The organism is Cedecea selenatireducens, assembly GCF_042138895.1.
Classification (GTDB): Bacteria; Pseudomonadota; Gammaproteobacteria; order Enterobacterales; family Enterobacteriaceae; genus Cedecea; species Cedecea selenatireducens.
In genome coordinates this window covers 13108-26328 of record NZ_JBHIKW010000026.1, presented here as the reverse complement: position 1 = coordinate 26328, position 13221 = coordinate 13108, and the positions used below count along the sequence as shown (strand labels likewise).

18 protein-coding genes and 1 pseudogene are annotated in these 13221 nt (G+C 51.6%); 6 read left to right on the top strand and 13 right to left on the bottom strand.

The genetic code is table 11. From position 1 onward, the window contains the following. Positions 1-261: 261 nt before the first annotated feature. The gene (locus ACE38U_RS22140) at positions 262-816 is read left to right on the top strand and encodes a gamma carbonic anhydrase family protein (protein WP_038483131.1); all 555 of its coding nucleotides are present in this window, start codon (positions 262-264) and stop codon (positions 814-816) included. Here the strand turns inward: ACE38U_RS22140 and ACE38U_RS22135 are convergent. From ACE38U_RS22135 to dprA, 6 genes are read right to left on the bottom strand one after another with little or no spacing between them, the layout of a single operon-like run. After that, entirely contained in the window at positions 792-1049 is a 258-nt protein-coding gene (locus ACE38U_RS22135; RefSeq protein ID WP_176982707.1) for a DUF1488 family protein, read from the bottom strand. The two genes, ACE38U_RS22140 and ACE38U_RS22135, sit on opposite strands and share 25 nt — an antisense overlap. Continuing rightward, positions 1046-1864, bottom strand: coding sequence for a shikimate dehydrogenase (gene aroE, locus ACE38U_RS22130; protein ID WP_375530523.1), 819 nt, complete (start codon positions 1862-1864; stop codon positions 1046-1048). Before aroE ends, ACE38U_RS22135 begins: the two co-directional genes overlap by 4 nt. A 2-nt stretch (positions 1865-1866) precedes the next feature. Further along, a complete protein-coding gene (gene tsaC / locus ACE38U_RS22125; RefSeq protein WP_038478274.1) occupies positions 1867-2439 on the bottom strand; it encodes an L-threonylcarbamoyladenylate synthase type 1 TsaC in 573 nt (190 codons plus the stop codon). Between the two features lie 4 nt (positions 2440-2443). After that, the gene (locus tag ACE38U_RS22120; protein WP_375530522.1) at positions 2444-2986 is read right to left on the bottom strand and encodes a DNA topoisomerase family protein; all 543 of its coding nucleotides are present in this window, start codon (positions 2984-2986) and stop codon (positions 2444-2446) included. Positions 2987-3009: 23 nt separating this feature from the next. Continuing rightward, entirely contained in the window at positions 3010-3483 is a 474-nt protein-coding gene (gene smg / locus ACE38U_RS22115; protein WP_038478269.1) for a DUF494 family protein Smg, read from the bottom strand. Beyond that, entirely contained in the window at positions 3455-4579 is a 1125-nt protein-coding gene (gene dprA, locus ACE38U_RS22110) for a DNA-protecting protein DprA (protein WP_375530524.1), read from the bottom strand. The genes smg and dprA overlap by 29 nt, the downstream gene beginning before the upstream one ends. A 128-nt stretch (positions 4580-4707) precedes the next feature. Here dprA and def point away from each other — a divergent pair, with 128 nt between their 5' ends. The 5 genes from def (at position 4708) to mscL (ending at position 9536) form a co-directional block, all read left to right on the top strand. After that, positions 4708-5217 (top strand): peptide deformylase, encoded by a 510-nt coding sequence (def, locus tag ACE38U_RS22105; RefSeq protein ID WP_038478260.1) that lies wholly within the window; start codon positions 4708-4710, stop codon positions 5215-5217. A 14-nt stretch (positions 5218-5231) separates the two neighbouring features. Then, a complete protein-coding gene (fmt, locus tag ACE38U_RS22100) occupies positions 5232-6179 on the top strand; it encodes a methionyl-tRNA formyltransferase (RefSeq protein ID WP_375530521.1) in 948 nt (315 codons plus the stop codon). A gap of 73 nt (positions 6180-6252) precedes the next feature. Further along, positions 6253-7542 (top strand): 16S rRNA (cytosine(967)-C(5))-methyltransferase RsmB, encoded by a 1290-nt coding sequence (gene rsmB, locus ACE38U_RS22095; protein WP_375530520.1) that lies wholly within the window; start codon positions 6253-6255, stop codon positions 7540-7542. Positions 7543-7591: 49 nt separating this feature from the next. Continuing rightward, positions 7592-8968 (top strand): Trk system potassium transporter TrkA, encoded by a 1377-nt coding sequence (gene trkA, locus ACE38U_RS22090; protein WP_038478251.1) that lies wholly within the window; start codon positions 7592-7594, stop codon positions 8966-8968. Positions 8969-9122: 154 nt separating this feature from the next. Beyond that, positions 9123-9536, top strand: coding sequence for a large-conductance mechanosensitive channel protein MscL (mscL, locus tag ACE38U_RS22085; RefSeq protein WP_008457207.1), 414 nt, complete (start codon positions 9123-9125; stop codon positions 9534-9536). 4 nt (positions 9537-9540) lie between these two features. Here the strand turns inward: mscL and ACE38U_RS22080 are convergent. From ACE38U_RS22080 to rpsK, 7 genes and pseudogenes are all read right to left on the bottom strand, one after another. After that, positions 9541-9756, bottom strand: a pseudogene (locus tag ACE38U_RS22080) (alternative ribosome-rescue factor A); the annotation flags it as partial. A gap of 65 nt (positions 9757-9821) precedes the next feature. Then, on the bottom strand, positions 9822-10238 hold the full coding sequence (gene zntR, locus ACE38U_RS22075; RefSeq protein WP_038478248.1) for a Zn(2+)-responsive transcriptional regulator: 417 nt from the start codon (positions 10236-10238) through the stop codon (positions 9822-9824). Next, positions 10238-10609 (bottom strand): DnaJ family domain-containing protein, encoded by a 372-nt coding sequence (locus tag ACE38U_RS22070; protein ID WP_038478245.1) that lies wholly within the window; start codon positions 10607-10609, stop codon positions 10238-10240. Before ACE38U_RS22070 ends, zntR begins: the two co-directional genes overlap by 1 nt. Positions 10610-10721: 112 nt before the next feature. Beyond that, positions 10722-11108, bottom strand: a complete 387-nt coding sequence (gene rplQ / locus ACE38U_RS22065; protein WP_008457198.1) for a 50S ribosomal protein L17 — start codon at positions 11106-11108, stop codon at positions 10722-10724. A gap of 40 nt (positions 11109-11148) precedes the next feature. Next, positions 11149-12138: a DNA-directed RNA polymerase subunit alpha gene (locus tag ACE38U_RS22060; RefSeq protein ID WP_008457196.1), complete on the bottom strand. Its 990-nt coding sequence runs from the start codon at positions 12136-12138 to the stop codon at positions 11149-11151. A gap of 25 nt (positions 12139-12163) precedes the next feature. Next, entirely contained in the window at positions 12164-12784 is a 621-nt protein-coding gene (rpsD, locus tag ACE38U_RS22055) for a 30S ribosomal protein S4 (RefSeq protein WP_038478242.1), read from the bottom strand. A 33-nt stretch (positions 12785-12817) separates the two neighbouring features. Continuing rightward, positions 12818-13207 carry a 30S ribosomal protein S11 gene (gene rpsK / locus ACE38U_RS22050; protein ID WP_008457192.1) on the bottom strand — a complete coding sequence of 130 codons (390 nt, stop codon included), beginning with the start codon at positions 13205-13207 and terminating at the stop codon, positions 12818-12820. Between the last annotated feature and the right edge of the window lie 14 nt (positions 13208-13221).

Here is a 13221-nt window from a genome sequence, read left to right as displayed (position 1 = left end):
CCCCGATTTTCAGGATTTTTTCTCTTTATCGAACCGGCTAATTTGTGAAGTGATTCACTGTGCCGTCTCGATGGAGGCGCATTATAGGGATCCCACTTTTTAGCACAAGTACTTTTTCGATCTTTTTTTCTGAATGTTTAGTTTTCACACTTTTCGCTGAGATCCTGTTCGATCTGCCCTCTTTCCAGCCCTTTACTCCCTTGCCATTGCTCAAGAAAGCAGCCACAGTCTATTCATGCAATGAATTTACCTGAGGTGTTTATGTCTGCGGTACTGCGTGCTTTTCAAAAAACTTTCCCAAAACTGGGCGAACGAGTCATGGTTGATCCCACCAGCGTGGCGATCGGTGATGTAAAACTGGCTGACGATGTCAGTATCTGGCCGTTAGTCGCCATTCGCGGGGACGTAAACACCGTGACGATTGGCGCACGTACCAACATTCAGGATGGAAGCGTTCTTCATGTTACCCATAAGTCTTCTTATAAGCCCGAAGGGAACCCACTGATCGTTGGCGAAGATGTGACGGTAGGCCATAAGGTTATGCTGCACGGCTGCACGATTGGCAATCGGGTATTAGTCGGTATGGGATCGATCTTGTTGGATGGGGTAGTAATAGAAGATGATGTGATGATTGGCGCTGGCAGCCTGGTGCCGCAGAACAAACGTCTGGAGAGCGGTTATCTCTATTTAGGCAGTCCGGTAAAACAGATTCGCCGTCTGACTGAAGCGGAGCTGGCCGGCTTGCTCTACTCCGCTAACAATTATGTCCGCTGGAAAGATGAGTATCTGGCTCAGGACAGCCAGTACCAGCCCTGATCGCCTTCCTGCTCGTCTTCGATAAGGCTTTCGACTTCTTCTTCAATATCCCAGCGATGCTCCCGGAATAAAGAGAGCCACTCTTCTGCGCAATTGCCACCAAAGCGAGCGGCAATTGCCTCCGAGGCCATAGCACAACCCACCTGAAAGCCATTAACCAACGCCGGAAAGCAAACAGCCTGCCGTTCTTCATCCCAGCGTTCACGATCCGGGAACTGAATGGCCTGGTTCACGCCGTCATTTCTCTTTTCAAGGTTTCAATAACCGGTGCAACCTCCGGCATAACGCCATGCCAAAGCATAAAGGCATGTGCGGCCTGCCCCACCAGCATGCCCAAACCGTCCGCATAGTGGACTACGCCGTGCCCGACGGCCCAGTTCAAGAAGGGCGTCAGTCCTTTCTGATAAAACATGTCATAACAGCTTACGCGGTGCGAAAGGAGAGAAACCGGCAACGCAGGAATTTCGCCGCCAATCCCGCTGGACGTGGCATTGATCAGCAGATCAAACTCATGCCCTTCGAGCTTATCCATTGCGACGGAATTAACGCTGCCCGTGTGGTGAAAGAGCGTGGCAAGCTCTTCGGCCTTTGCAAACGTTCGGTTAGTTATCGTAACCGAGCAGTCCAGTGACAGAAGCGGTAACAGAACACCACGCGCGGCACCGCCGGCGCCCACCAGCAGAATACGATCGCCAGGTTTGATCAGCTTCAAACGTTCAAGATCGCTCAACAAACCAATACCGTCGGTATTGTCCCCAAGCAAACGGCCATCCTCCAGGCGCTTGAGCGTATTGACCGCGCCCGCAAGTGCCGCGCGCTCCGTCAGTTCGTCCGCATGGGCAAAAGCCTGCTCTTTAAAAGGCACCGTGACGTTGGCGCCTCTGCCCCCTTCATTAAAGAAAGCATCCAGCGTTGCAACAAACTCGTCCAGCGGAGCAAGCACGCGTCCGTAAGAATGCTCAATGCCTGTTTGCCCGGCGAAAAGGCGGTGAATAAGAGGAGACTTGCTGTGTTGAATAGGGTTCCCGAAGACGGCGAAGGTTTCCATAATTACCCCTGACGGAAGAGTTCGCCGGTTAAGGCATCGCGGATTTCTGAAGGGTTCAGTCGCCCACCGGTGTCTCCCATAAGCACCGGGAAGCTCTCACCAAACTGCTGCAGGACTTCCTGCGCAGTGCGGCACGGAGGCAGACCTGTAAGGTTCGCACTGGTCGACACCAGCGGTTTACCGTAGGCAAGGCATAGCTCTTTCACTAGCGGGTGATTGGTCACGCGCACCGCCAGAGAATCAAAATGCCCGGTCAGCCATTTTGGTGTGGAAGGCAAAGCAGGGAAAACAAACGTAACTGGCCCAGGCCAATTGGCGAACACCGAGGAAAGCCGTTCTTCGCTCAGTACAGCGACGTTAATGTAAGGTTTCAGTTGATCAAAATCGGCCGCAATAAGGATAAGTCCCTTTTCTACCGGACGCTGTTTCAGTTCTAACAGACGGGTAACCGCGAGCTCACTGTCGGGATCGCAACCGACGCCAAATACGGCTTCGGTTGGGTAAGCGATGACTTGCTGTTCTTTCAGGGCCGCTACGATCTGCGCGAGCTGGCCTTCAGGCAGGTTATTATTCACTGGCTTATTCCGCCGTTACCGGCTTTCCACATTGTTTATTGGCACAGAAGCGTTTCACGCCCTGGGCCGTTTTCTTTTCAATAAGCAGCGGGTACTGACAGTCAGAGCAGATGCCCGCTACAGGCTTAAAGTTGATGACGAACTGGCACTCCGGGTAGCAATCGCAAGACCAGAAGGTTTTGCCGTAGCGCGAACGCCGCTGAACCAATTGCCCTTTCTGGCATTGCGGGCAAGCTATCGCGGTCTCATCAGGTTTATCAATGACTTCCGTGTGTTCGCATTCAGGATAGTTGCTGCAGCCGATAAACATGCCAAAACGCCCCTGACGTAACACGAGCGTGGCCTGACAAACCGGACACTGCTGACCATCAAGCACTTTAACTATATGGCCATCGGCCTGGCTCTTTAGCGGGCGAACATAGTCGCATTCCGGGTAGTGGGAACAGCCCAAAAATGGGCCGTGTTTACCGGAACGTATTGTTAACTCTGCCCCGCATTGGGGGCAGGGTTCATTTTTTGGCACCGAGAACAGTGCTGACTTGGCCATAACATCTCATGCTGCAACTCAATTTAGTGCAGCATACCTTCATTTGCCTCGAAGAGTAATTCTTCCATTTGCTGGTAGGCGTTTTCACAACCCGGAATATTGAACAACACCATCAGCACAACCCATTTCAGATCTTCAAGTTCGAATTCTGCGGTATCCAGCGCCAGTACGCGCTCAATAACCATTTCACGGGTTTCGAGATTTAGCACCTGAATCTGCTCAAGGAACAGTAAAAAGCCCCGGCAGTCCGCATCGAGCCGCTGGCTCTCTTCTGCGGTGAAAATACGCATGGAGAGAGGATCCGCAGCAAGCTGCATCGGCTCGGTCAAACCTTCCTGATAGTCAGCCAGCTTTTCAAGCCACACTAAGGCGTTAAAAATGTCCTCACGATCAAAACCCGCGTCGGTGAGATCGCTCGTCAGCTTATCCTGGTCAACGCGCATTTCTGCTTCGCTGTGGATGTAGGTTTCAAATAAGTACATTAGTACGTCGAACATGGCATGCCCTCCTCAATCGGACATAGCCGCCGGGTACAGCTGCGATCCATCCTGCTAACTCCAGTTCGAGTAGCTGAGCTACCGTCTCTGGCACAGGTTGGCCGGCACGTTCAGCGACGACGTCAACAGGTGTAACCTCATCTCCTACGTTAGCCAACAGATTGGGAAATGGCAATGCGCCGTCTTGTTGATTTGGCGAATATATTGGCACATTGTGCGAAGCGGGGAGCCAGTGCAGTTCAGAGGACAGATAATCGAGGATATCCTGCGGGCTTCGGGCCAGATTTGCACCCTGCTGAATCAGCCAATGTGGGCCTTCACTGCCTGGGCTACCAACCGTGCCTGGCAAGGCAAACACCTCTCTTCCCTGCTCAACGGCATAACGAGCGGTAACCAGAGATCCGCTTCGCTCCCCGGCTTCCACCACAAAGACAGCCCGACTTAATCCGCTGATGACACGATTGCGCCACGGAAAGTTCGATGGCCACGGCGTGCAGGGAAGGGGAAATTCAGACACTACTGCCCCGCCCTGTTCCACAATTTGCCTGGCCAGCATCAGATGGCGTTTAGGATGAACGCTGCCTAAACCATTACCCAGCACGGCAATTGTTTTACCTTGAACACTCAGGGCAGCACGATGAGCAACACCGTCAATTCCCAAAGCCAGACCACTGGTTATTACCAGCCCTGCCTGAGCAAGTTCCTCACAGAACTGCCGACAATTGCGTTCACCGTAATCGGAGAGATTACGACTGCCGACAACGGCGAGCTGATTTTGGCTAAGTTGCGAGGGATCCCCGGCTACAAAGAGGGCTGCAGGATAATCATTTATAGCGCGAAGCTGTTCCGGGTAATGAGCATCTTCCGCCGTCAGCAAGTAGTGCCCCGGTTTATCAAGCCATCTGAGACTGGCTTCAAGCTGACGCTCATCAAATGCATTAAAGAGTGCACATTCGCTTGCGCTTAATCCCGAGTCAGGCAAGCTTGCTCTATCTATTGCGGGGCTGCGTTGCAGGAAGTGGGCTATTTTTAGGAACTTATCACCACTTAGTCCTTTAACAGCCATAAGACGTAACCAAATCTCCGTTCGCAGCACCATTTCCTCCTGCCACAGGCCATAAAAGCAATCCTTGCGATTGGTCACTGATGCTGTCAATCAGCCGGGGAAATGTCTAGAATAGAGGGAATAATCCTTTCTACTACTGAACACAGCTCTGGATATTTATGGCAGTTTTGCAAGTATTACATATTCCCGACGAGCGCCTTCGCAAAGTCGCTAAACCGGTCGAAAAAGTGAATGCGGACATTCAGCGCATCGTCGATGATATGTTCGAAACAATGTATGACGAAGAAGGTATTGGCCTGGCCGCTACGCAGGTTGATATTCATCAGCGCATCATCGTTATTGATGTTTCTGAAAACCGCGACGAGCAGCTGGTGCTGATTAACCCAGAGCTGCTGGAAAAAAGCGGCGAGACCGGTATCGAAGAAGGCTGTCTGTCTATTCCGGAACAGCGAGCACTGGTACCACGCGCGGAGAAAGTGAAAATTCGTGCGCTGGACCGTGAAGGTAAAACGTTTGAACTGGAAGCGGATGGTCTGCTGGCTATTTGTATCCAGCACGAAATGGATCACCTGGTCGGTAAACTGTTTATCGATTATCTGTCGCCGCTGAAACAGCAACGTATTCGTCAGAAAGTTGAAAAACTCGACCGTTTGAAAGCGAAAGCTTAAGGACAACAAGCAACGTGTCAGATTCTCTGCGTATTATTTTCGCCGGAACCCCCGATTTTGCAGCGCGTCATCTTGACGCGCTGTTGTCTTCTCAGCACCAGGTTGTCGGCGTCTTTACGCAACCAGACCGCCCTGCAGGCCGTGGTAAAAAACTTATGCCAGGCCCGGTAAAAGTGCTGGCTGAAGATAAAGACATTCCGGTCTTTCAACCCGCTACGCTTCGCAAGGCGGAAAATCAGCAGCTTGTTGCCGATCTCAATGCCGATGTGATGGTTGTGGTTGCCTACGGCCTGATTTTACCGCAGGCGGTGCTTGATATGCCTCGTCTGGGCTGCGTGAACGTACATGGTTCGCTACTGCCACGCTGGCGCGGTGCCGCACCGATCCAGCGTTCTTTATGGGCGGGCGATGCAGAAACTGGCGTCACGATCATGCAAATGGACATCGGCCTCGATACCGGCGATATGCTGTATAAGCTGTCCTGCCCGATTGAAGCAGAAGATACCAGCGGTACGCTGTACGATAAGCTGGCAGGACTTGGTCCACAAGGTCTCCTGGACACGCTTCAACAGTTAGCCGACGGAACAGCCAAACCAGAAGTGCAGGATGAAGCGCTGGTGACCTATGCTGAGAAGCTCAGCAAGGAAGAAGCACGCATCAACTGGAATCTTTCCGCCGCTCAATTGGAACGCTGCATTCGCGCCTTTAACCCGTGGCCAATGAGCTGGCTGGAGATTGACGGGCAGCCGCTGAAAGTCTGGCGTGCTTCGGTCATCAGCACTCAGGCAAACTCGGCGCCCGGCACCATTGTTGCCGCCAGTAAACAGGGCATTCAGGTCGCGACCGCTGACGGCATTCTGAATCTTGAAGAACTGCAGCCCGCCGGTAAAAAAGCCATGAAAGCACAGGATCTCCTGAACTCACGCCGTGAATGGTTTGAGCCTGGAACGGTCCTGGCCTGATAAAACCGCACCTATACGCCCGGGGTAACCTGGGCATTTTTGTTTATAGCGCTGGAAAAACCAGAGCACGGTAATGAAAAAAACACTGAATCTTCGCAGCCTGGCTGCCCAAACTATTGAACAAGTTGTCGAGCAAGGACAATCATTAAGTAATGTACTGCCTGCGGTACAGCAGAAAGTCTCGGATAAAGACAGAGCCCTGCTGCAGGAGCTGTGCTTTGGCGTGCTGCGTACTCTCCCGCAGCTGGACTGGCTGGTTGGCAAACTCATGTCGCGTCCGATGACCGGAAAACAGCGCACGATCCATTACTTAATTATGGTCGGCTTCTATCAGCTTCTGTATACCCGCATTCCTCCACACGCGGCGCTTGCCGAAACCGTTGAAGGCGCAATCGCTATTAAGCGGCAGGCATTCAAGGGCTTAATCAACGGCGTACTGCGTCAGTTCCAGCGTCAGCAGGAAAGCCTGATGGCGGAAGCCGCTAAGCATGAAAGTCGTTTTCTGCACCCAAGCTGGCTGCTGCAGCGCCTGAAGAAAGCTTATCCGGAGAGCTGGGAAGCCATTGTCGATGCGAACAATCAGCGGCCCCCAATGTGGCTGCGTGTAAATCGTCAGCATCATACCCGCGAAGCCTGGATGGCATTGCTTGCTGAAGCAGGTCTCGAAGGACATATCCATCCAAAATACAGTGACGCGGTACGCCTTGATGCACCAGCCCCTGTCCAGGCTTTACCAGGATTTGAACAAGGCTGGGTGACGGTTCAGGATGCTTCTGCTCAGGGAAGCGTTGATCTTTTAGACCCGCAAAACGGCGATACCATACTGGATCTTTGTGCCGCCCCAGGCGGCAAGACGACACATATTCTGGAAGCTGCACCGAACGCAAAAGTCATGGCCGTCGACGTTGATGCTCAGCGTCTGAAACGCGTGCATGAAAACCTCGCGCGGTTAGGTATGAAAGCAGAGGTGAAGCAGGGAGATGGTCGTTTCCCGGTACAGTGGTGCGGCGACACTAAGTTTGATCGCATTCTGCTTGATGCACCGTGCTCGGCAACCGGCGTCATTCGTCGCCATCCAGACATCAAGTGGCTACGCCGTGACAGGGATATCGCCGAGCTGGTTGCCCTGCAAAAAGAAATTCTGGACGCTATCTGGCCTCACCTGAAATCAGGCGGTACGCTGGTTTATGCTACCTGTTCTATTCTGCCTGACGAAAACAAAGATCAGGTCAGCGCGTTTCTGGCGAGTCATGCCGATGCCAAACTGGTTGAAACCGGTGACGAAAAGAGGCCCGGCATTCAAAATCTGCCCGCGGCAGACGACGGCGACGGCTTCTACTACGCTAAGCTAATTAAGAGCTGACTCCCTTCAGGGCAAGTCATAAGTTTCATCACTCGTGAAGCGATAAACGATGAAAATAATCATTCTGGGTGCCGGTCAGGTCGGCGGCACTCTGGCGGAAAACCTGGTCGGTGAGAACAACGATATCACCGTCGTCGATACCAACCAGGCTCGCCTGCGTATTCTGCAGGACAAGTTCGATCTGCGTGTAGTCCAGGGCCATGGGTCTCATCCCCGGGTACTTCGTGAGGCGGGTGCGGATGACGCAGACATGCTGGTTGCCGTTACCAGCTCTGATGAAACGAATATGATCGCCTGCCAGGTGGCCTATTCACTGTTTAACACGCCAAACAGGATTGCCCGTATTCGAGCGCCGGACTATGTTCGCGATGCGGAGAAACTGTTCAATGCGGAAGCGGTGCCTATCGATCACCTGATTGCTCCAGAACAGCTGGTCATCGACAATATTTATCGCCTGATTGAATACCCTGGCGCACTTCAGGTCGTAAATTTCGCAGAAGGCAAAGTGAGTCTGGCGGTAGTAAAGGCCTACTACGGTGGTCCACTGGTAGGTAATGCACTTTCCACCATGCGCGAACATATGCCGCATATCGATACGCGTGTCGCCGCAATTTTCCGTCATGATCGTCCTATTCGCCCACAGGGGTCGACCATCGTTGAAGCAGGCGATGAGGTCTTCTTTATAGCGGCTTCGCAGAATATCCGTGCGGTTATGAGCGAGCTTCAGCGTCTGGAGAAACCTTATAAGCGTATTATGCTGGTGGGCGGCGGTAATATTGGCGCAGGTCTGGCCCACCGCCTGGAGAAAGATTACAGCGTAAAACTGATTGAACGCGACCAGCAGCGCGCTTCTGAGCTTGCGGAAATGCTACAAAATACCATCGTATTTTATGGCGACGCCTCAGATCAGGAATTGCTGGCTGAAGAGCATATCGATCAGGTCGATCTGTTTATTGCGGTTACCAACGATGATGAAGCCAATATTATGTCGGCCATGCTGGCCAAGCGTATGGGGGCCAAAAAAGTCATGGTTCTCATACAGCGTAACGCCTATGTCGATTTAGTGCAGGGCAGCGTTATCGATATTGCTATCTCTCCCCAGCAGGCAACGATTTCTGCCCTGTTGGGACATGTTCGCAAAGCCGATATTGTTGGTGTTTCATCCCTTCGCCGCGGCGTTGCTGAAGCCATCGAAGCCGTTGCACACGGTGACGAAAGTACTTCCCGCGTTGTAGGACGAGTGATTGATGAAATAAAGCTTCCGCCAGGGACGATCATCGGCGCCGTGGTACGTGGCAATGATGTCATGATCGCCAATGACAACCTGCGTATAGAGCAGGGCGATCACGTGATTATGTTCTTAACGGATAAGAAATTTGTCAGCGATGTAGAGCGGCTGTTCCAGCCAAGCCCATTCTTCCTCTAAACTCACCGGGGCAGAAATCTTTCTGTCCCGTTTCTTTGTAAGAAAACCACTTTACTATTATGGAATTAACAAAAAAATCTTATTTCCTGCGGCAATGGAAATTAAGACATCCTTTGTTAGAATTATTACTGTCAGCCGGCACAAGGAGAGATAAATGAGTATTTTAAAAGAGTTTCGCGAATTCGCGATGCGCGGGAACGTTGTTGATTTGGCAGTGGGTGTGATTATTGGTGCAGCATTCGGGAAAATTGTTTCCTCGCTGGTTGCGGATATTATTATGCCGCCACTGGGTCTGCTGATTGGGGGGGTTGATTTTAAGCAGTTTGCACTGACGCTGCGTGACGCGCAGGGTGATGTGCCTGCAGTGGTCATGCACTACGGCGTCTTTATTCAGAATATTTTTGACTTCGTGATTGTTGCATTTGCCATCTTCATGGCCATCAAAGTGATTAATAAACTAAACCGTAAGAAGGCTGAAGAGCCTGCGGCACCTCCGGCACCTTCTAAAGAGGAAGTATTGCTGAGCGAAATCCGCGACCTGCTAAAAGAACAGAACCAGCGTAATTAATACTGGCTGCTAAAAGCAGAAGGCCAGTGGTAAAAAAGCTCATTGCTTGTTTGCCACTGGCCTCCCAGTTACCCCGATTACCGTGTTTCTCGTTGCGCTGATAACTGCCTTTCCCTTTCTTATTCTTCTCTACTCTTTGCCTGAACAGTGGGTCATGTAACAGAGCCTCAATGGCGTTATCTTTAATTTGGCCTTTTTGATGGCGGTATTTAGTGCTCATAATTACTCCAGATGGCTTTAATTAGCGCCGCGAGTCTATTCTTTGTTCAAAAAAAGATCAAGCGACTATTTCTTACTGCTTGCTCCCTGCTCCAGAGCTTCCAGGATTGAGCAGTAAACGCTGCTGTGTGCGGTACCGCAGCAAGCATCGTTCAGGCGCTGCAGCGAACGTCGCATATTCTGCAATTCTTTAATTTTGGACTCTACCTCGCTTAGCCGGCTTTGCACAATGCCTTTAGATTCCTGACAGGTATGGTGCTCAGGATCGATACGGATCGACAGCAGTTCGCGGATGGCTTCCAGAGTAAACCCCAGCTGCTTGGCGTAACGGATGAACTTAAGGCGCTGGAGATCGCTGTCGCTGTAAAGGCGAAAACCACCTTCAGTTCGCACCTCATGATCCATCATCTGCTGTTTTTCATAATAACGAATAGTATCTGGCGTCACATCTGCCAGCTTTGCCAGCTCACCTATACGAAACATCATTTTTCCTCGACAATTTGCTGCATCAGTTTTACGGCATACTCACCGCGTAAGAAATCTGTATTTATGCCTGCCTGACGAAGCTTGAGCTCAAGCAGTGCGAGCTTGCTGCTGATTGCCTGGTATTCCTCGCTCTGAGCATGCACCGTTTTCAGCAGATCAACCAGCTCAAGCGCATCTTTACGTTGCTGCATCTCCGGCGGTAAACAACCCGCATTTTTAAGCAGACGGTATCCGGCACGGAGTTCGGGAGGAACATGACTGTCATCATCGAGCATTATGGGTTCACCGCTGCCCGGCAGACAATCAAAATCACCGTTACGCTGGGCATCAACAATATGTCGTTCCGCCCACTGATCGAGTAACCACATAGCGACCTCAGATCAACAAGGAGTAATACAAGAATACGAGGAAAGTATCGGGAAGGGGATATTCTGGATATAAAAAAACCGGGCAAGCCCGGTTTTTCTACGTTACTACAGATTACTCTGCAGCAGCTTCTGTTTGAGACTCGGCGCGATCAACCAGCTCGATGTAAGCCATCGGAGCATTGTCACCAGCACGGAAGCCACACTTCAGAATACGAGTGTAACCACCTGCACGGCTCGCAAAACGCGGACCCAGTTCGTTAAACAGTTTTGCCACGATCTCGTTATCACGAGTACGGGCGAATGCCAGACGACGATTAGCAACGCTGTCAGTCTTGGCAAGAGTAATCAGCGGCTCAACTACGCGACGCAGCTCTTTCGCTTTAGGCAGGGTCGTCTTGATGATCTCATGACGAACCAGTGAACCTGCCATGTTGCGGAACATAGCCTGGCGATGGCTGCTGTTGCGGTTCAGTTGACGACCACTCTTACGATGGCGCATGACCTTATCCTTCTCAGTAAAACCTTAACCTGTGATCCGGTTACTCGTCAGCAATGCTTGCTGGTGGCCAGTTTTCCAGGCGCATGCCCAGAGACAAACCACGAGAAGCCAGCACGTCTTTAATCTCGGTAAGAGATTTTTTACCCAGGTTAGGCGTTTTGAGTAGCTCAACCTCGGTACGCTGTACCAGATCACCGATATAGTGGATAGCTTCTGCCTTAAGGCAGTTAGCAGAGCGGACAGTCAATTCCAGATCGTCAACAGGGCGCAGCAAGATCGGATCGAATTCTGGTTTCTCTTCTTTAACTTCCGGCTGACGCACATCACGTAGGTCAACGAAAGCTTCAAGTTGTTCTGCCAGAATGGTTGCCGCACGACGAATCGCCTCTTCAGGATCGATTGTGCCGTTGGTTTCCATTTCGATGACCAGCTTGTCCAGGTCGGTACGCTGTTCTACACGCGCTGCTTCAACATTGTAGGCAATACGCTCTACAGGGCTGTAGCAGGCGTCGACCAGCAGACGGCCGATTGGGCGCTCATCTTCTTCCGAATGAATTCGGGTAGAAGCCGGCACATAACCGCGACCGCGCTGAACTTTGATACGCATGCTAATAGCGGCGTTCTCATCGGTCAGGTGGCAGATCACATGCTGCGGCTTGACGATTTCGACATCACCATCATGGGTGATGTCGGCTGCGGTCACAGGGCCAATGCCAGATTTATTCAGGGTAAGAATAACTTCATCTTTACCTTGAACTCTTACCGCCAGCCCTTTCAGGTTGAGCAGGATTTCCAGGATATCTTCCTGAACGCCTTCTTTGGTGCTGTACTCGTGCAGTACACCATCAATCTCAACCTCAGTCACCGCGCAACCCGGCATCGATGAAAGCAGAATACGGCGCAGTGCGTTACCAAGAGTATGGCCAAAGCCACGCTCTAACGGCTCAAGGGTCACCTTGGCGTGCGTCGAACTCACTTGCTCGATATCTACCAGGCGTGGTTTTAGAAACTCTGTCACAGAACCCTGCATTGTGTCCTCTCTTTGGTACTAAGCTTTACTTGGAGTAAAGCTCGACGATCAGGTGTTCGTTAATGTCCGCGGACAGATCAGTACGCTCAGGCTTACGCTTGAACACACCTTCCATCTTGGCAGCATCAACTTCCAGCCAGGTTGGCTTTTCACGCTGCTCAGCCAGCTCCAGAGCGGCCTTAACGCGAGATTGCTTTTTGGCTTTCTCACGGATGCTGACTACGTCATTCGGAGTTACCTGATAAGAAGCGATGTTAACAACGCGACCATTTACCATAATTGCTTTGTGGCTAACCAACTGACGTGATTCTGCACGAGTGGCGCCGAAGCCCATACGGTAAACTACGTTGTCCAGACGACCTTCCAGCAGAGCCAACAGGTTTTCACCGGTGTTGCCTTTCAGACGAGCTGCTTCTTTATAATAGTTACGGAACTGACGCTCCAGCACACCGTAGATACGGCGAACTTTCTGCTTTTCACGCAACTGCACACCATAGTCAGACAGACGCGGTTTACGCGCACCGTGCTGGCCAGGAGCTTGTTCAATCTTACACTTGGTATCGATCGCGCGAACGCCAGACTTAAGGAACAGGTCTGTGCCCTCACGACGGCTCAGCTTGAGCTTAGGACCCAAATATCTTGCCATTTTCTTTCTCCAACAATCCTAGAAAACGAAGCGTTATACGCGGCGTTTTTTCGGCGGACGACAACCGTTGTGAGGGATCGGAGTCACATCAGTAATATTAGTGATGCGGAAACCAGCGGCGTTCAGAGCACGAATAGTTGATTCGCGGCCTGGACCCGGACCCTTAACCATAACTTCCAGGTTCTTGATACCGTATTCTTTCACGGCTTCTGCGCAACGCTCTGCTGCAACCTGAGCTGCAAACGGAGTGGATTTGCGAGAACCACGGAAACCGGAACCACCGGCAGTTGCCCAACCCAACGCATTACCCTGACGATCGGTAATAGTAACGATGGTGTTGTTGAAAGAAGCATGGACATGAGCCACGCCGTCAGAGACTGTTTTTCTTACACGTTTACGTGCACGAATTGGTGCCTTTGCCATTATTCAATCACCCC

Excerpts from the sequence above, each read along its gene's own strand:
- ACE38U_RS22140 (WP_038483131.1), top strand. The coding sequence starts at position 262 with ATGTCTGCGGTACTGCGTGCTTTTCAAAAAACTTTCCCAAAACTGGGC.
- aroE (WP_375530523.1), bottom strand. The coding sequence starts at position 1,864 with ATGGAAACCTTCGCCGTCTTCGGGAACCCTATTCAACACAGCAAGTCT.
- ACE38U_RS22120 (WP_375530522.1), bottom strand. The coding sequence starts at position 2,986 with ATGGCCAAGTCAGCACTGTTCTCGGTGCCAAAAAATGAACCCTGCCCC.
- smg (WP_038478269.1), bottom strand. The coding sequence starts at position 3,483 with ATGTTCGACGTACTAATGTACTTATTTGAAACCTACATCCACAGCGAA.
- def (WP_038478260.1), top strand. The coding sequence starts at position 4,708 with ATGGCAGTTTTGCAAGTATTACATATTCCCGACGAGCGCCTTCGCAAA.
- rsmB (WP_375530520.1), top strand. The coding sequence starts at position 6,253 with ATGAAAAAAACACTGAATCTTCGCAGCCTGGCTGCCCAAACTATTGAA.
- trkA (WP_038478251.1), top strand. The coding sequence starts at position 7,592 with ATGAAAATAATCATTCTGGGTGCCGGTCAGGTCGGCGGCACTCTGGCG.
- mscL (WP_008457207.1), top strand. The coding sequence starts at position 9,123 with ATGAGTATTTTAAAAGAGTTTCGCGAATTCGCGATGCGCGGGAACGTT.
- zntR (WP_038478248.1), bottom strand. The coding sequence starts at position 10,238 with ATGTTTCGTATAGGTGAGCTGGCAAAGCTGGCAGATGTGACGCCAGAT.
- ACE38U_RS22070 (WP_038478245.1), bottom strand. The coding sequence starts at position 10,609 with ATGTGGTTACTCGATCAGTGGGCGGAACGACATATTGTTGATGCCCAG.
- rplQ (WP_008457198.1), bottom strand. The coding sequence starts at position 11,108 with ATGCGCCATCGTAAGAGTGGTCGTCAACTGAACCGCAACAGCAGCCAT.
- ACE38U_RS22060 (WP_008457196.1), bottom strand. The coding sequence starts at position 12,138 with ATGCAGGGTTCTGTGACAGAGTTTCTAAAACCACGCCTGGTAGATATC.
- rpsD (WP_038478242.1), bottom strand. The coding sequence starts at position 12,784 with ATGGCAAGATATTTGGGTCCTAAGCTCAAGCTGAGCCGTCGTGAGGGC.
- rpsK (WP_008457192.1), bottom strand. The coding sequence starts at position 13,207 with ATGGCAAAGGCACCAATTCGTGCACGTAAACGTGTAAGAAAAACAGTC.